Below are 20,273 nucleotides of genomic sequence, written 5' to 3'. Positions count from 1 at the left end.
GTCGTCGTTCCTTCAGGCAACATGGCTAGTTAAATTCTAGTTCAACATTGCGCCGACGGCGGATAATTTCCGTTAATTTCCACGGGTTGCCCGCCAACAGATCAGCGAGCCGAGAGTGACCATCGCCACACCCTGCCAGAAATTGACGGTCAGCGAGGTGTGCAACACCAGCGCGGCGAACACCGCCGACAGCACCGGGGTAAAATAAGAGACGGTCGCCAGCAGCGTCATGTTGCCGTGCAGAATGCCGACGTTCCAGGCGGCATACCCCGCCCCCATCGCCACCCCGGCGCACAGCAGCGTCACGATCACGCCGGCGCTGAACTGCATGCCGCTTTCCGCGCTGAAGGCATATTTAAGCCACAGCGCCAGCGCGGTCAGCACAATGAACAGCACCACACCGTTGCTGCCCTGGGCGATCTTCTTGGTCAGGTTGCAGTACAGCGCCCAGATCACCGCGCCGCTGAACGCCAGCCCGTAGCTGAGCGGATTGCTGCGCACGTTGGCCAGCATCTGCGCCGGTGACCAGCCGCCCTCGCCGCTCATGATCCAGCCGATGCCGAACAGCGACAGCAGCAGCCCCGGCAGCAGCCACCATTTCGCCTGTTGGCCGTTGAGCGCCAGCGCCATCAGCACGGTGAAACAGGGCCACAGGTAGTTGATCATGCCCACTTCTATCGCCTGCAGGCGGGTATTGGCGTAGCCGAGCGACAGCGACAGGCAGATCTCGTAGCTGACGAACAGCAGGCTGCCGACGATGAGATAAGGCCGCGGAAAGCTGCGCCATTTCGGCACGCCGAGCGCCACCAGCAAAAACGCCGCGCTGACGCTGTAGATCATCGCCGCGCCGCCGATCGGCCCCAGCCCTTCGCTGACGCTGCGAATCAGGCCGACGACGCTGCTCCACAGCACAATGGCCAACAAACCGAACAGCGTGGCGCGGGTACGCGAGGGTAAAGCGGGCATAAGGCGGGTCCAATGGGTTATTTTTTATCAGGTTTTTCACTCTACTGCCGCACGCGCCAAAAAGAAAGGCGGGAAATTCCCGCCTGTGAGTTTATTGCTGCGGCTGCCGCTCGAGCTGCGGCGGCGGCTGGCGAAAACGCCGGGTCAGCCAGGCCAAATAGCCGAAGCCCAGCGTCGCCCAGATCAGCCCCATGGTCAGCGAGCTCTTCTCCAGGTTCAGCCACAGCACCCCCACCGTCAGCGCCCCCACCAGCGGCAGGAACAGGAAGTTGAAGCGATCCTTCCAGCTTTTGTTGCGCCCTTCGCGAATGAAGAAGTGGCTGATCACCGACAGGTTGACGAAGGTAAAGGCCACCAGCGCGCCGAAGTTGATCAGCGCCGTGGCGGTCACCAGATCGAACGACAGCGCCGACAGCGCCACCAGCCCGACCATCAGCACGTTCAGCGCTGGCGTGCGCCATTTAGGGTGAATGTAGCCGAAGAATTTCTCCGGGAACACGTTGTCACGCCCCATCACGTACAGCAGGCGCGACACGCTGGCGTGCGACGCCAGACCGGAGGCCAGCGTGTTGATAAAGGTCACGCACAGGAAGATCGACTGGAACAGCTTGCCGCCGACGTACAGCGCGATCTCCGGCAGCGCGGCATCGGGCTGGTGGAAACGCTGAATGGTCGGGAAAAACAGCTGGATGAAGAACGACACGCTGATAAAGATCACCCCGCCATACAGCGCGGTCAGGAAGATGGCGCGCGGGATCACCTTGGCGGCGTCGGGCGTCTCTTCGCACAGCGTGGTGACCGCGTCAAAGCCGAGGAACGAGAAGCACAGGATAGTGGCGCCGGTAATGATCGGCAGCAGGTGCGCATTCTCACTGAGGAACGGCCGCAGGCTCCACACCGTGCCCATCCCCTCGCCGTTGTGCAGGCCGCGCACCACCAGGTAGATGAACACCAGAATGATCGCCACCTGCGCCAGCACGAACAGGGTATTGAAGTTGGCCACCAGATTGACGCTTTTCAGGTTGATGGCGGTAATCAGGATAACGAAGCCCACCACCCACACCCAGGGCGGCACTTCCGGGAACAGCGCGGTCAGGTAAATCTTCGCCAGCAGCGTGTTGATCATCGGCAGGAACAGATAATCGAGCAGCGATGACCACCCCACCAGAAAACCGACGTGCGGGTTGATCGCCTTCTGCGCATAGGTGTAGGCGGAGCCGGCGGTAGGAAACTGGCGCACCAGTTTGCCGTAGCTGATGGCGGTGAACAGCACGCCGGCCAGCGCCAGCAGATAGGAGGTCGGCACATGGCCGTCGGTGAGGCCGGAGACGATGCCGAAGGTATCGAACACCGTCATCGGCGTCAGATAGGCCAGGCCCATCATCACCACCTGCCACAGCTTGAGGGATTTGCGCAGCTGCGGTTTGCCCGCCGGGCCGCCGTCGGTGGCTTTAATCGTCATGGCATTTCCCCTCTTGGTCCTCTGCTGTCAACCGTGCAACGTCATTCAGAGAGGCCGCGGGGAAACTGCTGCTCAGGCGGCGGGTAAAACGGGTTGAGGTCACTGTCGGGCAGCCGGCGACCGGCCCGTAGGCACTGCGGCACAGGCAAACGTCTGCGCATGGGAATGACTGAGTCATGGTTATTTCCTCGTCGGCGTCCTGTACGCCGTGATAGAAGAAATTCAGTACCGCAGCGCGCAGCCTCACCGGCCACAGGAGAGCCGATGAAATGCGCCGGACGCGCGCGGTAGTCGCAGGGTGAGCGGGATCAGGCGTTTTTCAGCATCCACTCGATTTCGGTTTCGGTGATCAGGCGCTCGAACTGCACCAGCTCATCGGTTTTGCAGGCCAGATAGACGTGGCTGAAACGTTCGCCCAGCAATGCATTGAGCACCGGCTGATGTTCGAACTCGTACAGCGCGTCGCTCTGGCGGATCGGGAACGGCAGCCCGTCCTGCTCCAGCCCGTTGCCGGTCACCGGCTCAGGCAGCGGCAGCGCGGTTTCCAGCCCGTAGACGATGCCGGCCAGAATGGCCGCCATCACCAGATAAGGGTTGGCGTCGGCGCCCGCCACGCGGTACTCCACGCGGTGGTTGTCGCGATCGCCGCAGGGAATGCGCAGCGCCACGGTGCGGTTGTTATGCCCCCAGGAAGCCTGGGTCGGCACATACATGCCGGGCTGGAAGCGACGGTAAGCGTTGACGTTCGGCGCCAGCAGCGCCATCGAAGACGGCATCAGGGCGATCATGCCCGCCAGCGCCTGTTTCAGCAGCGCCGAATCTTCGCCGTCGTCGTCGGCGAACACGTTGTTGCCCTGCGCGTTCAGCATGCTGATGTGCACGTGCATGCCGCTGCCGGCGTGTTCCTCATACGGCTTGGCCATAAAGGTCGCCTGCATGTTGTGGTTCTCGGCCACCATGCGCACCAGCCGCTTCAGCGCCAGCGCGTGATCGCAGGCCTGCAGCACGTCGTCGGTATGGTGCAGGTTGACCTCGAACTGCCCCGGCGACGCCTCCGCCACCGCGCCGTCCGCCGGAATGCCCTGCAAACGCGCCAGTTCATCGATCTCGCTCAGCACGTCGGCGAAATGGTTGAGGTTATCGACGGAATACACCTGGCTTTGGGTGTTGCGCTCTTGCGTGCCCGGCGCGCACGGCGGCTGCAGATAGCCCTCCGCGTCGCGTTGACGATCGATGAGATAGAACTCCAACTCTACCGCTACCACGGGGGAAAGCCCGCGCTGACGCAAACGCTGCCACACTCGGTTCAGCACATTGCGCGGTTCAACGTCAAAGGGAGTGCCATCTTCATCCAGCATGGTGAGCAGCACCTGCGCGATATATTGCGGGTCCGCCGCCGACGGCGTCAGCGTGCCCGGCACCGGCACGCACACGTGATCCGGCTCGCCCAGCTCCTGCCCCAACCCGGCCTCTTCCACCACGTTGCCGAGAATATCCATCGCAAATACCGACGCCGGGAAGTAACAGCCCTTCTCAAGTTTGTTCAGGCCGCCGACCGGGATGCGTTTGCCGCGGAAGCTGCCGTTCAGATCGGTCAACAGTACGTCGACATGTTGGGTTAACGGATAACGTTCCAGATACTTCTTCACTTCGCGCTGGAACGCGCTACTTCGTCTCTCTTCACTGTGCTGAACAAAGTTTTCCACTTCTACGATGTTGGTCTGCATGGTTCACCCGCCGTTTGTGTTTTGCTGTCGTCGATGTTTATTGACCGTCTTGTTCAATATAATGCCCACAAATGAAACGTAGATGAAACAAATTTGTTTTGCAAGTGTTACTTTTGGTTTGAATATTGCCCAATCGACTGCTAGATTTATAGAATATTGAACGAAATCGGCGGTGGAGATGCTTATCGTTCATAATTTCGAACGTACCAAGGGGATAGCATGGACAATATATTTAACAGACCAGTCATCGGCGTCGTCATGTGCAGGTATAGGTTAAACGGGCACCTCACACAGACCTTGCAAGAAAAGTACCTGAATGCCGTTATCGCCGCCGGCGGCCTGCCGATCGCCCTGCCGCACGCGCTGGCGGAGCCGGAAATGCTGGCGGAACTGCTGCCGCGCCTCGACGGCATTTTACTGCCGGGCAGCCCCAGTAATGTGCAGCCGCACCTTTATGGTGAAAACGGCGATGAGCCTGACGCCGATCCTGGCCGAGACGCGTTGAGCCTGGCGCTGATCCGCCAGGCGTTCGACAGGCGCATTCCCCTTTTCGCCATTTGCCGCGGCATGCAGGAGATGGTGGTCGCCACCCAAGGCACCCTGCACCGCCGCCTGTACGAACTGCCCGAGCTGCTGGAGCATCGTGAAGACCACGACCTGCCGCTGGAACAGCAATACGCCCCCGCCCACGAAGTCATCGTTCAGGAAGGGGGGCTGCTTTCGCAACTGATACCGGATTGCAACAGATTCTGGGTGAACTCGCTGCACGGACAGGGCGCCAAAACCCTGGGCGCAAGCGTGCGCATCGAGGCGCACGCTGCCGACGGGCTGGTGGAGGCGATCAGCGTGCGCGATCAGCCCTTCGCGCTCGGCGTGCAGTGGCACCCGGAGTGGAACAGCGACGAGTACGCCCTGTCGCGCCTGTTGTTTGATGGTTTCATCACCGCCTGTCGGAACTATCAAAAGGAAAAACGCCCATGAGCGACGTCAGCTTGGCACCGGGAAAACGTCTGTCGCAGATCCGTCAACAATTAGGGTTGTCGCAGCGCCGGGTCGCCGAACTGTCTGGGTTAACCCACAGCGCCATCAGCACTATCGAACAAGATAAGGTCAGCCCGGCCATCAGTACGCTGCAAAAGCTGCTGACGGTATACGGTCTGTCGCTGTCGGCGTTTTTCGCCGAGCCGGAAAAACCGGCGGAGCCGCAGATCGTGATAGGCAGTGACGATCTGATCGAAATCGGCAGCCAGGGCGTTTCGATGAAGCTGATCCACAACGGCGACCCGAACCGCACGCTGGCGATGATGATCGAGACCTACGAACCGGGCACCACCACCGGCGAGCGCATCAAACATCAGGGGGAAGAGATCGGCACGCTGCTGGAGGGCGAAGTGGTGCTGCAGGTCAACGGCCAGAGCTATCACCTGCTGGCCGGGCAGAGCTACGCCATCAATACCGGCATCCCCCACAGTTTCAGCAACACGTCGGCGCGCATTTGCCGGATTATCAGCGCCCATACGCCGACGACATTCTGATCAACGGAGCCAGGCATGAACTTTCACCATTTGCAGTATTGGCAACAACGGGCGCAGACCCTGAAGATTGAGCACCGGTTGTTTATCGACGGCCGCTACCAGCCGGCCGCCGCGGGGAAATTTTTCGCCGTGGAAGATCCCGCCGGGCGCCGTGAGCTGGCGCAGGTTGCGCGCGGCGAAGCCGCCGACATCGATCGGGCGGTCAGCGCGGCGCGCGCCGTCTTTGAACGCGGCGACTGGGCGCAGGCCGCCCCGGCGCAGCGCAAAGCCACGCTGCTGCGCTTCGCCGATCTGATGGAGCAGCATCACGAAGAGCTGGCGCTGCTGGAAACGCTGGACACCGGCAAACCGATTCGCCACAGCCTGCGCGACGACGTTCCGGGCGCCATTCGCTGCATCCGCTGGTACGCCGAAGCGATCGATAAGGTCTACGGCGAAATCGCCCCCACCGGCCGCGATGCGCTGGCGCTGATCGAGCGCGAGCCGATCGGCGTGGTCGGCGCCATCGTGCCCTGGAACTTCCCGCTGCTGCTGGCCTGCTGGAAGCTCGGCCCGGCGCTGGCCGCCGGCAACAGCGTGGTACTCAAACCCTCCGAAAAATCGCCGCTCAGCGCCATCCTGCTCGGCAAACTGGCGCAGCAGGCCGGGCTGCCGGACGGCGTGCTGAACGTGGTGCCCGGCTATGGCCACGACGCCGGCAAGGCGCTGGCGCTGCACCGCGACGTCAACGCCCTCACCTTTACCGGCTCCACGCCGGTGGCGAAGCAGCTGATGATCTACGCCGGCGAATCGAACATGAAACGCGTCTGGCTGGAGGCCGGCGGCAAGAGCGCCAATATCGTCTTCGCCGACTGCCCGGATCTGGATCAGGCCGCCCGCAGCGCCGCCGCCGGCATCTTCTATAATCAGGGGCAGGTGTGCATCGCCGGCACTCGCCTGCTGGTCGAAGCGAGCATTCAGCAGGAATTCCTGCAGGCGCTGCGCAAACACGCGGCGGCCTTCGCTCCTGGCGATCCGCTCGATCCCGACACGGTGATGGGCACGCTGATCGACAGCGGCCACTGCGAGAAAGTGGCCGGCTATATCGATCGGGGGCTGAGCCAGGGCGCCGCGCTGTTCCTCGACGGGCGCGACCATCCGCAGGGCGACCACGCCGGTTATCTGGGGCCGACCATCCTCACCCAGGTGAACAACGCCATGAGCGTGGCGCGCGATGAAATCTTCGGCCCGGTGCTGGCGGTGACTACCTTCGACGACGAGCAACAGGCGCTGCAGCTGGCCAACGACAGCGACTACGGCCTCGGCGCCGCGGTCTGGACCCGCGATCTGGCCCGTGCGCACCGTATGGCGCGCCAGCTGAAAGCCGGCACGGTGTTCGTCAACAACTACAACGACGGCGACATGACCGTGCCGTTCGGCGGCTACAAGCAGAGCGGCAACGGCCGCGACAAATCGCTGCACGCGCTGGACAAGTTCACCGAATTGAAAACTACCTGGATCTCGCTGGAATAAGGGCTTATCTCATGACTGAACACGTAAAAAGCTACTATGCGGCCACGGCCAACGCACATCAGCCCTATCCGCAACTGAACGAATCGATCGAGTGCGACGTCTGCGTGATCGGCGGCGGCTATACCGGCCTCTCCTCCGCGCTGTTTCTGGTGGAAGCCGGCTATAACGTGGTCGTACTGGAAGCGGCGCGCATCGGTTTCGGCGCCAGCGGCCGCAACGGCGGCCAGTTGGTCAACTCCTACAGCCGCGACATCGATGTGATTGAAGAGCGCTACGGCGCGGAAAGCGCCCGCCTGCTCGGCAGCATGATGTTTGAAGGCGCGGAGATCATCCGCAGCCGCATCAGCCGCTACGCCATCGACTGCGACTATCGCCCCGGCGGCATCTTCGCCGCGCTGAACAACAAGCAGTTCCATGCGCTGATCGAGCAAAAACGCAACTGGGAACGTTACGGCAATACCCAGCTCGAGCTGCTCGATGCGGACCGGGTGCGCCAGGAGGTTGCCAGCGATCGCTACGTCGGCGCGCTGCTCGATCACAGCGGCGGCCACATCCATCCGCTCAACCTGGCGCTGGGCGAGGCCGAGGCGATTCGCCTGCAGGGCGGGCGCATCTTCGAGCAATCGGCGGTGACGAACATCCGCCACGGCGAACCGGCGCTGATCAGCACCGCCAACGGCCAGGTGAAGGCGCGTTTCGTCATCGTCGCCGGCAACGCCTATCTGGGCGACAAGCTGGAGCCGCGGCTGGCCAAGCGCAGCATGCCGTGCGGCACTCAGGTGGTGGCCACCGAGCCGCTGGCGCCGGAGATCGCGCAGGCGCTGATCCCGCAGAACTACTGCGTGGAAGACTGTAACTACCTGCTGGATTACTACCGCATCACCGCCGATCATCGCCTGCTGTACGGCGGCGGCGTGGTGTACGGCGCGCGCGATCCGGACGACATCGACAACCTGATCCGGCCAAAATTGCTGAAGACCTTCCCGCAGTTGAAAGGGGTGCGTATCGACTATCGCTGGACCGGCAACTTCCTGCTGACGCTGTCGCGCATGCCGCAGTTCGGCCGGCTGGAGAATAACGTCTACTACATGCAGGGCTACAGCGGCCACGGCGTGACCTGCACCCATCTGGCGGGCAAGCTGATCGCCGAGCTGATGCGCGGCGACGCCGAACGCTTCGACGCCTTCGCCAAGCTGCCGCACCTGCCGTTCTTCGGTGGGCGCAATCTGCAGATCCCGTTCACCGCCATCGGCGCGGCCTACTACACGCTGCGCGACCGCATCGGCGTCTAAAACAGCAGGCCCGGTCATCCTGGCCGGGCCTGTGCGTTAACGCTTAAACGATCTTCGGTTGGCCGTCCGAGGCGGTCGCCCCGCCATCGACCGGAATGTTGGCGCCATTGATAAAGCTGGCGTCGTCGCTGGCCAGAAACGCCATCACCGCCGCCACTTCTTCCGGCTCCGCCGCGCGCCCCAGCGCGATGCGCTCATTGAACTTGTCGCGGATTTCCTGCGGCCAACCGTTGGTCATGTTGGTTTTCACCAGGCTCGGGCAGACCGAGTTGATACGCACGCCGTCACCGCCGTGATCCAGCGCCATGGCGCGCGTCAGGTTGACCACCGCGCCTTTCGCCGCGCAGTAATAGGCCGCGCCCCAGTCGCCGCCCAGGCCGGACACCGACGCGGTATTGACGATGCAGCCCTTGGTCTTCAGCAGATGCGGCAAGGCGAATTTGGAGCAGAACACCACGCCGTCGATATCGACCCCGGCGATGCGCCGCCAGTCATCGACGCTGGTTTCCAGCACGCTGCCCGCCACGTGTACGCCGGCGTTGTTCAGCAGAACGTCGATGCGGCCCAGTTTTTCCGCCACCTCGTTCATCATTTTTTCAACCGCGACGTGATCGGACACGTCGATATGCACCGCCATCGCCCGGCCCTTCGGCAGCGAAGCGGCAACCTTGTCTACCGCCTCTTTAGCCCAGTCGGCCAGCACCACGATGGCGCCCTCGGCGGAGAACCGCCGCGCCGCCGCTTCCCCCATGCCATTGCCCGCACCGGTGATAACCACGACTTTATTGTCAAAACGCATGAGACCTCCTCCATGTGAACGTATTTATATAAGTCATACAAATCTCATTGCCCCGAGGATAAGACGCCCCTCCCCTGAGCGCCAGTCAAAACGTGCGGTTTATTAACCAAAAGGAGGTATGTCAGCAATTTCAATGCGCTGGGTTAACCTTTATCGGATTTTGGCCAACATATTGATGGATAGAATAAAATTCCGGCCTGTCACTATTTTCAAGGCGGATTGTCAGCCAGCGGGACTATTGCGGATAGGCGGTTATGGCCGCTCAGAGATAAGCGATGTGAATGAAAAACGGCAGCCGCCCGCAGGCGGCCGCGACTATTTTTTCTCGATGGGGATCACCAGCAGATCGACGTTCAGCTCGTTGATCGCCTGACGCGCCGAAGAGACCAGTCGGCTCCAGACATCGTGATGGTGGCCGAAGATCACCAGATCGAACCCTTTCTCCTTCGCCACCCGGTTCAGTTCCTCCGTCAACGCGCCGCGGCTGACGATCACCTCTTCAACCGGATACGACGACTGCCCTTTGATCGCATTGAGCATATTCTTCACCCGCTCTGAAAAGGTGCGATCGGTGTAGTTATAATCGCCCACGCCCAGATCGACGTAATAACCGGCGCGATGAATGTCGATATAGATCAGGGAAAGTTGGGCATTGAGCGCGGCGGCCAGCCTGGCGCCCTTGCCCAGCAGGAACTCGGCGTCTTCGCTGAGATCCGTGGCGACAACGATATGCCGATAAGCCATGATGGCGGCCCTCCTCGTCAACTCCGTAAACAGGATGGCGCTCCTTGCCGCATGTTTCTCATGCACCTTAAGTTTAGCCTAGCGCCGGTTCGCTCGCCTGTCTCGCAATCGTTCCATCTGTGGAACGATGCATCCCGCCTTTGCGGTCTACCGGATTTTTCTCCCCTCCCTACACTGTAGGCAAGCGCTGAGTTTCAGCCTTATTAATCAAAGCAGATACCCATTGACCTCACGACAAGAGAAGGAAAAAACCATGAGCACTCCAGCCAACTTCAACGGCCAGCGTCCTGTTATTGATGCCAATGACGCGGTCATGCTCCTGATCGACCATCAGAGCGGCCTGTTCCAGACCGTCGCCGACATGCCGATGACCGAACTGCGCGCCCGCGCCGCCGCCCTGGCCAGCATCGCCACCCTCAGCAAACTGCCGGTGATCACCACCGCTTCAGTGCCGCAGGGCCCGAACGGCCCGCTGATCCCGGAAATCCATCAGAATGCGCCGCACGCGCAATACGTCGCCCGCAAAGGGGAAATCAACGCCTGGGACAACCCGGACTTCGTGGCAGCGGTCAAAGCCACCGGCCGCAAGACGCTGATCATCGCCGGCACCATCACCAGCGTCTGCATGGCCTTCCCGTCCATCAGCGCGGTGGCCGAAGGCTATAAAGTGTTCGCGGTGATCGACGCCTCCGGCACCTACTCGAAAATGGCGCAGGAAATCACCCTGGCGCGCGTGGTGCAGGCCGGCGTGGTGCCGATCGACACCGCCGGCGTGGCCTCGGAGCTGCAGGGCAGCTGGAACCGCGCCGACGCTCAGCAGTGGGCCGAGGTTTACACCAAAATCTTCCCGGCCTATCAACTGCTGATCGAGAGCTACCTCAAAGCGCAGGACGTGGTGAAAAACAACGAACTGCTGGACTCCCAGCGTTAAGATCGCGGGCATAAAAAACCCCGGCCAAGGCCGGGGCTATTAATCGCGTGCCGGTGACTTTCCCGGCTGTCATGTTATGGCGTAAGCGTCCATCCAACACTCCAACATTACGCAGCCTAAGCGCGACTTTTTCACAACAGAAAAATAGACTGAAACGCGGCGTTATTAATTCTGCGGCAATCTGTTTTTCTGTTGCCAATAATAATTAATTATTGGAACGTCATCGAGGAATCGAACCCCGGTCCGCCAACGGATAATTTCGTTGCCGCTCTTCCTGCTGAGCTAATGACGTATTGGTAAAGACTCCGGGCGAACCCGGAGTTTATTCAGGCTGAGGACGTTATTTCTTAACTGCTCCGGCTTAAACCTTCATCGCTGTCGTAAGAAATCGGACCTCGGCCGAAAATTATAACGCGACCACGTTGCCGGCAGAAGGGCCCTTCATGCCATTTTCGATAGTGAACTCAACCTGTTGGCCTTCGTCCAGCGTTTTGAAATCGTTGCTCTGGATAGCAGAGAAATGTACGAACACGTCTTTGCTGCCGTCTGCCGGGGTGATAAAGCCGAAGCCTTTACCTGCATCAAACCATTTTACCAAACCAGTCATTTTAGTAGACATAGAGATATTTCCTTTATATTTTTGCGACGCCATAGGGCGATAGAGGTCTGTTTTTATTGGAAACTTATGGGGCACTAGAGAAGAAAATTCGCGGAAGAAGATGTATCTGAGGGATATCGCTAATACTGAGAACTGCTTTACTAAAACTGCTTTCATAAGGTCTGTACTACAAACCGATGACGCTATTTACACACGGCTGAGTTATTTAAGCAAGATATATTTTAAATTATATTCATATGGCTCATAAATTTATTATCGCAAAAGGCCGCTGACGCCTGTCGCTACGGGCGGAGTGAAACACAACGAACAGCTAGACTCGCAGCGCTGATCGCCAAAGCTCACAGCACCGGGGCTGACTATGAAAGCGCAAATAGCCGCCGCTTCCGCGTTATGTTCTTCCCTTCACGCGAAAGCGCTCTCTGCTATAAAAACAGGGATAAGCGCTTAATCGTCATGAAAAAGCCATAAAAACTTAATAAATCAATCTGTTCTCGACACTGGTACATTATCGTTGCTACGATAATTATTTATATTCGCAGGAAATCACCTCAAGGATGGCTATGATTGGCAAAAGAACACTGACGCTAGCTGCGCTGACACTCAGTTTGGCAGGCTGCCAGCCGGCACCACCAAGCTATGTGGAAAACGCGAATGCCTTGATCGCCAAACAGATCAGCGCAATTAGCCTGCAAACGGCACAGTGCAAATTTGCCCAAGACGGGCACTATTGGATTTCGGCTTGCTCGTTGGGTACTGCGCACAACGCGCCGGTGTTCGCCCTGCTCGAACAGGAAGGCGTAATGCAGGCCAACGACAATCTGGCCATCGCCGTCGTGCCGCTCAACGAACAAGCTCGCCTCCTCTCACAGGATCCGCGCTTCACTATCCCGGTAATGCAACGCCGCATTCCCGTAGACGCGGATAAAGCCTTCAATCGCTTATTTGCCCAATCATCGCCTTAATCCCCCTCAGCCGACGATCGCGATCCCCAGCCGCTCCAGCAGCTGCGCGGCCTGGTGGCTGTCCATTTTGACCCCCTGCAGATCGGTGGTGCGTAAATCCAATTCGCCCAGTTCCGCATTGCTCAAATCGCACTGGGTGACGTCGGCGGCGCGCCAGTCGAATCCGGAGAACTCGCCGCCGGACAGATCGGAGCCGCTGAAGCTGGCGCCGAGCACCTGTGCGCCGTGCCAGCGGTTTTCCCACAGCTCGCATTTCTCCAGCACCACCTTGGCGAAGTTGGCGTAGCTCAGGTTGCTTTTGGTGATATAGGCGCTGCAAAACCCGATGCGGCTGGTGATCATGTTCATAAAACTGGCGCCGCGAAAATCGGCGCCCTGCGCGCGGCATTCGCGGATCTCCAGCCCCAGGGCGCTAGCGTAGCGGAAGTCGGCCATCGACAAATCGCAGCTTCTGAAGCTGGCGTCTTTGAGTACCGCACGGCTGAAATTGCCGCCCTGTCGGCTGTCACGATCGTAAAACTGGCAGCCGATAAACTCGGTGCCGGTGAGATCGGTGCCCGAAAAATCACACAGCATAAAGCTGCCGTTTTCAATCTTCTCGCCGGTAAAGCGGTTACGGTCAATCTTTTCACCCTTCAACATCAGACTCATCGCAGCGCACCTGTTTATTTATACAGTCGGTGCGGCATTTAATCCTATTCCAGCTGAGTTGGCAACCATCACCGATCGGCGGGCCTCCGCTCTAACGCCACCCTGACGATGCTGAACGTCCTGGTTCTCTCCGCCTGAGCGACGTCGGCAAACAAGCGGGGGTAACGGGAGTTGACCACCCACACCTCGCCATCGCGCAGCGCGGCGCCGGTCGGCCCATCCAATCCCGGCGGCGTGGCGACCGCCGCGAGATGCGCACTGGCCCAGCCGTCGCTCGAGGCGAGCAGCGTTACGTTGCCGGACATGCCCCCTTTTCTCCCCGGATAAGACTGTACGATCACCAATTCATGGGCGTTTTTGAGCCGCAGCCCGTCCGGCCCTTTCAGCCGCTGCGGCAGCCTGATTTCACTTATTGCAGACGCGTTATCCAGCGTCACCTTCCACAACAGCCCGCGGGTGTAGTCCGCCGCAATCAGATAGCCATCCGGGTGATACACGATGCCGTTGAGATAAGGCTGCGTGCCCTGCGCTGCGGCGGGGGCGTCGGCGGGCATCAAACGCGCCGAGCGCACCAGAATAGATACCTGGCGCGTTGCCCGGTCAATCTTGTAAATCTGCGGCTGGAAGCTGTCGGTCACGTAGATATTGCCCTGCGCGTCGAGCGCCAGATCGTTGGCCAGCGTCGGCCCACGGCTTAACGATGAAAGATCGTACGTCTGCTGCAGCGCGCCGGTATCGAGATTGAACTCCAGCACCTGCGCCACGCGATTGCGCGTGCCGGAGGCTGAGTTGAGAGATACGCCCACGTCTTCGTTGCACACCAGCACCCGGTTGCGCTCGGCGTCCACCAGCATGCCGGAGGTGGTGATAAGCCCATTGCCGGTGGAAAAGCGCCGATAGCGGCCATCCGGGTAGACCAGGCCGAGCTGCCCGCCACGCAGGGACGACACCAGGAACGCACCGGCGCGCGCATTCCAGGCAATGCCTTCAGGGTAGGCGCCGGCGGCATCCGGCGAGAATTCGATGCGCTGCGTGGCCTGCGCCTGCATGACGCCGCTGAGAAACAGCGCGGCGCCGGCAAGCTGGGTGAGGCGCCGGCACCGCGGCAACAAGAAAGAAAAGAGGCTGAAGCGGAACATAAGCATGATCCTGATGAGGACTCGGATCGCTAGAGTAGGATCGCGCCGCTCACGGCACCAGCCGGGAAAAAGGCAATGCGCTACTAAAAAAATCGCAGTAATCGGCGCAAAAAAAACCGCCCGGGCGGGCGGTTGAGGCGACGGCGAACCGTTACTTCAGGGCTTCCTGAATGGCGTCGGCCATCGGGCCGATGTGCTTCTCCGCCGCCTTCAGCTGGAAGTCCACGCCGTTGCCGTCGTTGGTATCCGACAGCGTGGCCTTGATCAGCTCCAGCGCCGCCTGCACCGCCACCAGCCGTTTATGCTGTTCGTCCGTGACCGGTTTGGCGCCCATATTGGCCGGATAGTAATGTTCTAACATCGCGATCTCCTTTTGATGACGTTAACCTCTAACCTACCAGAAAACCGCGCATTTACTAAGGAAACCAGGCCCTGCGCGGCCGAGTGACGATAAATTGCACTATACTGGGCAAACACGCCCCCTGCTACAGGACCATCGCCATGCCATTCCAGGGAAGCTGCCACTGCGGCGCCGTCACCTTCTCCGTGGACGCCGAACTGCCCACCGAGGCCCTCAGCTGCAACTGTTCGATCTGCCGCCGCAAAGGGCTGCTGCTGTCGTTCTTCCCCATCAGCGCTTTCACACTCAACAGCGGCCAGGACCAACTCAGCGCCTACACCTTCAATCAGCACAAGATCCGCCATCAGTTCTGCCGAGTCTGCGGCGCTCAGCCCTTCGCCTACGGCACCGCGCCGGACGGCGCCGCGATGTGCGCCGTCAACCTGCGCTGCGTGCCTGACGTCGCGCTGGATGCGTTGCAGATCCACAGCTACGACGGCGCCAGCGTCTGAGATGCCGCGTTTTCAGCGGTAGACGGAGAACTTCTTGGTCAACGGCTTAAGCTGTTCGGCGTCGCCGTAGAGCGCCACCGCCACGAAATCCAGCTGTTCGTAAGGGGTGGTGGCGGTGTCGGCGATCTGCTGTTCGGCGGAGTGCGACAGCATGGTGGTGGTGAAGAAGTTGGACAGCACGCCCTCTTCCTTGCATTTGAGAATCAGGTTGCTGAGCTGGCTGCTGTTTTTAGCCTGCAGGATCACTATCGGATAGTGGCTCATATTGGCGCTGACGCCGTCGAGGCTGCTCGGATAGTGGTGAAACTGGCGCTGTTCGATCAGATCGGTGATGCCCGCCGTCAGATGGCAGGAGGCGTTAAACAGCGTGGCCGGTTCGTGATTGCGGTTGAGGATGATATAAAACTTTTTCTCATTGTCGCTGTACATACTCTTCTCCTTGAATAGGCAGTCAGTTTTATCCAACCTGCGCACGGTTTCAAGGCGCGATAAGGGGCCGCGTCCGGCCCCCGTAATAACGCTGCCGGCTCAGACGGCGCCTTCACCCGGGCCGAGTGGCTGCGCTACCTGATGCAGCACGGTGATGTGCTGCAAAAGCGTGCCGCCGTCGATCGGTTTCATCTGGCCATCGCGATCTTTATAGTGCGTCGGCTTGGCGCCGTGGAAGAACAGCCCGGCGTTGACCTGCACGCCCAGATAGCCCGCGCTGGCCGGCAGGCGCTGCACGTCGGTCCAGGGATTGGAAACCGGCACGTACTGGAAACCCTCGCTCGTTTTGGCGTACAGCGGGCGCAGCAGCGTGACAAAGGCCATCATCGGCGACAGCGCATCTTTAAAGATCTGCACCGGCCGATCGACCGTCATCAAGAAACCCTGCGGCTGCTCCTCAACCGTGTCGAGGCTCAGGCTGCTGCTGATATCATCACCCCGGCCGCCATAGCTCCATTCAATGGCCGGCGCCCCACTCTCGTTCATCATCTCTGACATACACTGCTCCTTATAAAATGAATTCAACACGCCTGCTGCGTGCCGGAACAGTAAACCGCTGCAGGGGGATCAGCGTCCACGCCGGGCGGCACGCTGGCGAACCAAACAACGAAGGCGCTCAATAAAGCTCGAAATGAATAATTTCCCCACGTGATAGCGCAGCATTTGAACGACCTGAGCCGTTGCAAGAGCACATAGTGATGGCGTTACCGCCACTGGAGAGTGTTATGACCGCGATTAAACCGGACGCCATCGACCGCGTTCTCCCCGCCGCCACGCCCTGGCTAGCCGTCATCAACGTGCTGTTCGCCGGCATCGCCGCGGCGCTGCACGTGGGCAAGGCCACCATCGCGCTGCCGGCACTGGAGGCCGAATTCGGCCGTTCGCTCGAAGCGCTGAGCTGGGTTATTTCGGCCTTTCCCTTCGTCGGGGTGTTCGGCGGCATCGCCGCCGGGCTGCTGGTGCGCCGCTGGGGCGACCGGCGGCTGCTGGCGCTCGGGCTGCTGATCATCAGCGCCGCCAGCTTTACCGGTGCCGCGCTGCACGACTTCAGCGGGTTGATCGTCAGCCGCTTTGTCGAAGGCCTCGGCTTCGTGATCGTGGTGGTCGCCTCGCCGGCGGTGCTGAACCGCATCGTCGCCCCGGCGCAGCGCAGCCTGGTGTTCGGCATCTGGAGCACCTTCATGCCGGCGGGCATCGCCATTTCGCTGTTTTTCGGCCCCCATCTCGCCGGCTGGCAGCAGAGTTGGCAGGCCGGTGCGGCGCTGACGCTGCTGGCCGCCCTGCTGCTGCCGCTGACCACGTCCCGCCGCACCGCCGAGGCGCACGCGCCGTCCTTGCCGCTGCGGCAAGCGCTGGGCGCCCTGCTGCGGGCGCGCCGACCGCTGTTGCTGGCGCTGATGTTCGCCACCTACAACCTGCAATTTTTCTCGGTGATGACCTTCCTGCCGATCTTCCTGATGCAGCGCATCGGCCTGACGCTGGCGGCCGCCGGCGGTATCAGCGCGGCGGCGGTGGCGGCGAACATCATCGGCAACCTCGCCGCCGGGCTCTTGCTGTCGCGCGGTCTGCGCGCCGGTAGCCTGCTCGCGGCCACCAGCCTGATCATCGGCGTCTTCGGCATCGGCATTTTCTTGCCGATAACGCCCAACGCCCTGCTGATCCCGCTGTGTTTCCTGTTCTGCGCCATCGCCGGCATGCTGCCCGCCACCATTCTGGCCGCCACGCCGGCGGCGACGCCGGAACCGACGCTGCTGCCGCTGAGCCTGGGGCTGGTGATGCAGGGGAACTATCTCGGCCAGGTGATCGGCCCGGTTGCGCTGAGCGCCATCGTGGCCGCAGCCGGTTGGGCGGCCCCGGCCTGGCTGGTGCTGGCGGCGGCCGTGTCAGGGGCGCTGTTGGCGCTGGCTTTTCTCAGCCAGCGGCATAAGGCGGGGTGATAAGCAGAAAGGTTGTTCTGTTTGTTATAAGCGGTGCTGAATTTTCCCTGGTGCAGGTGCCTGCCTATCGCGAAGGATAAGGCCAATGATGATCGAGACCCGACAATGACAAGGCGCCGGTGGCCGCGAAATACACCAGCAGGCCGGCAAAGGCGATCAGTAGCGTCTTCTCGATGACGCCGAGTCGTTTGTGTTCAGTCATTTGCATACTCCTTCGTGATATCGGGCGAACGGCCGCCCTCATCAACACTAGGAAAGCCTGGCCCAAGCGGCAAGCGCGGCTCACAAAATGAAACACAATCTATAAATTTTGTTAATTATTTAGCCCTCTTTCTTTTCTCACGCCGCCGCCTGTTCACCCTGCGGCGCCCGCCTTGCCCTTAATAACCCTATGGAATACGCCACTAAAAATCCCCTACCGGTTAAGTAAAGGTGATGATAGTGTTGTTTTCATTCAGTTCATCTATGCTGAAAATTCATCTTTTGAGGGACGACTATGATGTCTAAAGGCATTTCCAAGGGATTCTTTATTCTGATCCTGTTCATCGTTACCGCCGCCTTTCTCGACGTGCTGGGGCCTTACTACTCCTCGGTGCTGTGGGCGGTCATTCTGGCGGTGATTTTCCATCCGGTAAAAAAGAAACTGAAGCAGTACGTCGGCGAACGCAACGGCGTGGTGTCGCTGCTGACGGTGGCGCTGATCTGCCTGATCGTGTTCACGCCGTTGGCGATCATCGCCTCGTCGCTGGCGATGGAATTCAACGTGATCTACACCAAGCTGCAGACCAACAACAGCCAGTTGCCGACCATGCTGGCGGACTTTATGCGCCACCTGCCCGGCTGGGCGCAGCGCTTCCTGGCGGAACATAACCTCAACAGCGCCGCCGAGATACAAAAGCAGCTTTCCGAGGTGGCGCTCAAGGGCGGGCAATATCTGGCGGGCAGCGTCTTCCTGATCGGCAAGGGCACCTTCAACTTCGTCGTCGGCTTCGGCGTGATGCTCTACCTGCTGTTCTTCCTGCTGAAAGACGGCCCCTATCTGGTGAACCTGGCGCTCGAAGCGCTGCCGCTCTCCCAGCACGTAAAACACCACCTGTTCGTGAAGTTCGCCGCCGTCTCCCGCGCCACCGTCAAGGGCACAGTGGTGGTCGCCGTGGTGCAAGGCGCGCTCGGCGGGCTGGCGTTTTACTTTACCGGCATCGACGGCAGCCTGCTGTGGGGCGCGCTGATGGCGTTCCTGTCGATTATCCCGGCCGTAGGCTCCGCTATCATCTGGGTGCCGGCGGTGATCTACTTCTTCGCTACCGGCATGCTATGGAAAGCCATTTTCCTGGTAGTGTTCTTCGTGGTGGTGATCGGCCTGGTGGACAACATTCTGCGCCCGCTGCTGGTGGGCAAAGACACCAAAATGCCGGACTACCTGATCCTGATTTCCACCCTGGGCGGCATGGAGATCTACGGCATCAACGGCTTCGTCATCGGCCCCTTGATCGCCGCGCTGTTCATCGCCTGCTGGAACATTCTGTCCGGCCGCGACAGCGAGGAGAACATCGAAGAGATCGACGAAGCGTTTATCGAGGAAGGCAAAAATCATCCCGACGCGGTGGAGTAAACCTCCCGCAGCGAATCACGCAGGGGCCCAATGGGCCCCTTTTTTGTCAGTGGTTTTGTATCAGCGCGCCGGGATAAAAAAGACCTGCTCCGGATCGCCCTCATCGAGATTGTCAATCTGGCCGCTGGCGACAAATCCGGCGTTCAGCAGCAGCCGCTGCATCGGCAGGTTGGAGCGATTGGTGGAGGTGAACAGCTTCGGGTGCCGGCAATGAGACTTCAACACCGCAATCAGCGCCTGCCCGACGCCCCGGCGGCGATAGCGCTCGCCGACCATCAACATCTCGATAAAGCCGCAGCCGAAGAAGTGATAGTGCAGCACGCCATAGCCCATCACCATGCCCTGTTCCTCGGCAAGAAAACAGATGCCCTGCGCGCACCAGGCGCGGATTTGCGCCGCGCGCTGCGGCGCATTCTGAGCAACGCTGTCCAGGGCGATCAGCGCTGCGGCATCGGTTTCAGCAGCAAGGCGCACAAGCATATTTAACCCCTCATTCGTATGGATGACGGCGGCGCCGCTTCAACGAAACGGCAACCGAAGCGGGATAATTTTTACATCCCCGCCAAATTTTGTAATCCTATTATAGAGTTACTAAAAACACGCCAAGGAAGGAAACATTTCCCGATGAAAATACCGCAAATCTCCGCCGCCCTGCTGTTTACCCTGCTGCTGACAGGTTGCCAGTTCCACAAAACCGTGTTCCCGCCGCCGTATATCGGCACTCCGCAAGAGATCAGCACCTACGAAGTGAAAGGGCTGACCTTCGTCACCACCGTCACCTTCAGCGGCCTGTTTGCCGAAGAGCTGGTGCGCGAGTACGCGCAGAAACACCACTACCGCTATTACGTGGTCACGATGCGCAGCAACGGTTTTAAAGATCAAAGCGAGCGCGTGAGCGCAATGATGTATCGGTAAGTCTTGGCAACATATGCCGTGAAGACTGGATTCAACATTAGGAAACGCTATACGAAATATTGCACAACCCAATACTCACAGGCCGCATGAAAGTACGGCCTGCGACTTTTGGTCTAATTATCTGGCATC

The 20,273-nt window shown here is 60.1% G+C and carries 23 protein-coding genes and 1 pseudogene; 10 read left to right on the top strand and 14 right to left on the bottom strand.

The genetic code is table 11. The annotated features are described in order from the left end of the window. Positions 1–72: 72 nt before the first annotated feature. From yddG to ACJ8PI_RS06240, 3 genes are all read right to left on the bottom strand, one after another. Positions 73–966: an aromatic amino acid DMT transporter YddG gene (yddG, locus tag ACJ8PI_RS06250; RefSeq protein WP_048321490.1), complete on the bottom strand. Its 894-nt coding sequence runs from the start codon at positions 964–966 to the stop codon at positions 73–75. Between the two features lie 91 nt (positions 967–1,057). Then, entirely contained in the window at positions 1,058–2,428 is a 1,371-nt protein-coding gene (locus tag ACJ8PI_RS06245) for an APC family permease (protein ID WP_033646354.1), read from the bottom strand. 308 nt (positions 2,429–2,736) lie between these two features. Continuing rightward, positions 2,737–4,155: a glutamine synthetase family protein gene (locus ACJ8PI_RS06240; RefSeq protein WP_033646355.1), complete on the bottom strand. Its 1,419-nt coding sequence runs from the start codon at positions 4,153–4,155 to the stop codon at positions 2,737–2,739. Between the two features lie 219 nt (positions 4,156–4,374). Here ACJ8PI_RS06240 and puuD point away from each other — a divergent pair, with 219 nt between their 5' ends. Genes puuD through ACJ8PI_RS06220 form a run of 4 tightly spaced genes read left to right on the top strand, consistent with a single transcriptional unit; the run spans position 4,375 to position 8,494 of the window. After that, positions 4,375–5,136 carry a gamma-glutamyl-gamma-aminobutyrate hydrolase gene (gene puuD, locus ACJ8PI_RS06235; protein ID WP_043147308.1) on the top strand — a complete coding sequence of 254 codons (762 nt, stop codon included), beginning with the start codon at positions 4,375–4,377 and terminating at the stop codon, positions 5,134–5,136. Beyond that, entirely contained in the window at positions 5,133–5,690 is a 558-nt protein-coding gene (gene puuR / locus ACJ8PI_RS06230) for an HTH-type transcriptional regulator PuuR (protein WP_033638246.1), read from the top strand. The genes puuD and puuR overlap by 4 nt, the downstream gene beginning before the upstream one ends. Positions 5,691–5,705: 15 nt before the next feature. Beyond that, positions 5,706–7,202 carry an aldehyde dehydrogenase PuuC gene (gene puuC / locus ACJ8PI_RS06225; RefSeq protein ID WP_164134151.1) on the top strand — a complete coding sequence of 499 codons (1,497 nt, stop codon included), beginning with the start codon at positions 5,706–5,708 and terminating at the stop codon, positions 7,200–7,202. An 11-nt stretch (positions 7,203–7,213) separates the two neighbouring features. After that, complete coding sequence (locus ACJ8PI_RS06220; RefSeq protein ID WP_033653879.1) at positions 7,214–8,494, top strand: NAD(P)/FAD-dependent oxidoreductase; 1,281 nt, start codon at positions 7,214–7,216, stop codon at positions 8,492–8,494. A gap of 43 nt (positions 8,495–8,537) precedes the next feature. Here ACJ8PI_RS06220 and ACJ8PI_RS06215 read toward each other — a convergent pair whose 3' ends face one another. Both ACJ8PI_RS06215 and ACJ8PI_RS06210 read right to left on the bottom strand, forming a co-directional pair. After that, positions 8,538–9,293 carry an SDR family NAD(P)-dependent oxidoreductase gene (locus tag ACJ8PI_RS06215; RefSeq protein WP_025302549.1) on the bottom strand — a complete coding sequence of 252 codons (756 nt, stop codon included), beginning with the start codon at positions 9,291–9,293 and terminating at the stop codon, positions 8,538–8,540. 315 nt (positions 9,294–9,608) lie between these two features. After that, positions 9,609–10,037, bottom strand: coding sequence for a universal stress protein (locus ACJ8PI_RS06210; protein WP_033638240.1), 429 nt, complete (start codon positions 10,035–10,037; stop codon positions 9,609–9,611). 253 nt (positions 10,038–10,290) lie between these two features. Here ACJ8PI_RS06210 and ACJ8PI_RS06205 point away from each other — a divergent pair, with 253 nt between their 5' ends. Continuing rightward, entirely contained in the window at positions 10,291–10,968 is a 678-nt protein-coding gene (locus ACJ8PI_RS06205) for an isochorismatase family protein (RefSeq protein ID WP_016928046.1), read from the top strand. A 213-nt stretch (positions 10,969–11,181) separates the two neighbouring features. Here the strand turns inward: ACJ8PI_RS06205 and ACJ8PI_RS06200 are convergent. Both ACJ8PI_RS06200 and cspE read right to left on the bottom strand, forming a co-directional pair. Further along, positions 11,182–11,260, bottom strand: a pseudogene (locus tag ACJ8PI_RS06200). Between the two features lie 114 nt (positions 11,261–11,374). After that, complete coding sequence (cspE, locus tag ACJ8PI_RS06195) at positions 11,375–11,587, bottom strand: transcription antiterminator/RNA stability regulator CspE (RefSeq protein WP_033638238.1); 213 nt, start codon at positions 11,585–11,587, stop codon at positions 11,375–11,377. 560 nt (positions 11,588–12,147) lie between these two features. On the opposite strand from cspE, the gene ACJ8PI_RS06190 reads away from it, so the two are divergent. Next, on the top strand, positions 12,148–12,549 hold the full coding sequence (locus tag ACJ8PI_RS06190) for a hypothetical protein (protein WP_204350471.1): 402 nt from the start codon (positions 12,148–12,150) through the stop codon (positions 12,547–12,549). Positions 12,550–12,555: 6 nt separating this feature from the next. On the opposite strand, the gene ACJ8PI_RS06185 is transcribed toward ACJ8PI_RS06190, so the two are convergent. The 3 genes from ACJ8PI_RS06185 to ACJ8PI_RS06175 form a co-directional block, all read right to left on the bottom strand. Continuing rightward, complete coding sequence (locus ACJ8PI_RS06185) at positions 12,556–13,200, bottom strand: Qnr family pentapeptide repeat protein (protein ID WP_047567916.1); 645 nt, start codon at positions 13,198–13,200, stop codon at positions 12,556–12,558. A 68-nt stretch (positions 13,201–13,268) separates the two neighbouring features. Further along, positions 13,269–14,339: an SMP-30/gluconolactonase/LRE family protein gene (locus tag ACJ8PI_RS06180; protein ID WP_319861094.1), complete on the bottom strand. Its 1,071-nt coding sequence runs from the start codon at positions 14,337–14,339 to the stop codon at positions 13,269–13,271. A gap of 151 nt (positions 14,340–14,490) precedes the next feature. Next, positions 14,491–14,700, bottom strand: coding sequence for a hypothetical protein (locus ACJ8PI_RS06175; protein WP_025160266.1), 210 nt, complete (start codon positions 14,698–14,700; stop codon positions 14,491–14,493). Positions 14,701–14,840: 140 nt separating this feature from the next. Between ACJ8PI_RS06175 and ACJ8PI_RS06170 the strand changes: the two genes are divergently transcribed. Further along, positions 14,841–15,191 (top strand): GFA family protein, encoded by a 351-nt coding sequence (locus tag ACJ8PI_RS06170; RefSeq protein WP_033653875.1) that lies wholly within the window; start codon positions 14,841–14,843, stop codon positions 15,189–15,191. A 12-nt stretch (positions 15,192–15,203) separates the two neighbouring features. On the opposite strand, the gene ACJ8PI_RS06165 is transcribed toward ACJ8PI_RS06170, so the two are convergent. Both ACJ8PI_RS06165 and ACJ8PI_RS06160 read right to left on the bottom strand, forming a co-directional pair. Beyond that, entirely contained in the window at positions 15,204–15,620 is a 417-nt protein-coding gene (locus tag ACJ8PI_RS06165) for a DUF2000 domain-containing protein (RefSeq protein WP_060420729.1), read from the bottom strand. A gap of 99 nt (positions 15,621–15,719) precedes the next feature. Beyond that, positions 15,720–16,178 carry a hypothetical protein gene (locus ACJ8PI_RS06160; RefSeq protein ID WP_033638235.1) on the bottom strand — a complete coding sequence of 153 codons (459 nt, stop codon included), beginning with the start codon at positions 16,176–16,178 and terminating at the stop codon, positions 15,720–15,722. Positions 16,179–16,405: 227 nt separating this feature from the next. Between ACJ8PI_RS06160 and ACJ8PI_RS06155 the strand changes: the two genes are divergently transcribed. Then, positions 16,406–17,617, top strand: a complete 1,212-nt coding sequence (locus tag ACJ8PI_RS06155; protein ID WP_049234404.1) for an MFS transporter — start codon at positions 16,406–16,408, stop codon at positions 17,615–17,617. A gap of 64 nt (positions 17,618–17,681) precedes the next feature. Here ACJ8PI_RS06155 and ACJ8PI_RS06150 read toward each other — a convergent pair whose 3' ends face one another. Then, positions 17,682–17,819, bottom strand: a complete 138-nt coding sequence (locus tag ACJ8PI_RS06150; RefSeq protein ID WP_162837928.1) for a hypothetical protein — start codon at positions 17,817–17,819, stop codon at positions 17,682–17,684. A gap of 294 nt (positions 17,820–18,113) precedes the next feature. Between ACJ8PI_RS06150 and ACJ8PI_RS06145 the strand changes: the two genes are divergently transcribed. Further along, the gene (locus ACJ8PI_RS06145) at positions 18,114–19,229 is read left to right on the top strand and encodes an AI-2E family transporter (RefSeq protein WP_033646364.1); all 1,116 of its coding nucleotides are present in this window, start codon (positions 18,114–18,116) and stop codon (positions 19,227–19,229) included. 60 nt (positions 19,230–19,289) lie between these two features. Here the strand turns inward: ACJ8PI_RS06145 and ACJ8PI_RS06140 are convergent, their stop codons facing one another. After that, entirely contained in the window at positions 19,290–19,709 is a 420-nt protein-coding gene (locus ACJ8PI_RS06140) for a GNAT family N-acetyltransferase (protein ID WP_103773965.1), read from the bottom strand. Positions 19,710–19,853: 144 nt separating this feature from the next. On the opposite strand from ACJ8PI_RS06140, the gene ACJ8PI_RS06135 reads away from it, so the two are divergent. Beyond that, positions 19,854–20,144, top strand: coding sequence for a hypothetical protein (locus tag ACJ8PI_RS06135; RefSeq protein ID WP_060706461.1), 291 nt, complete (start codon positions 19,854–19,856; stop codon positions 20,142–20,144). The last annotated feature ends 129 nt before the right edge of the window (positions 20,145–20,273 follow it).

This window comes from Serratia sp. CY82433 (genome assembly GCF_052166535.1).
Classification (GTDB): Bacteria; Pseudomonadota; Gammaproteobacteria; order Enterobacterales; family Enterobacteriaceae; genus Serratia; species Serratia sarumanii.
Note: the sequence above shows the minus strand (reverse complement) of the source record. Positions and strands in the feature narration are given on the sequence as shown.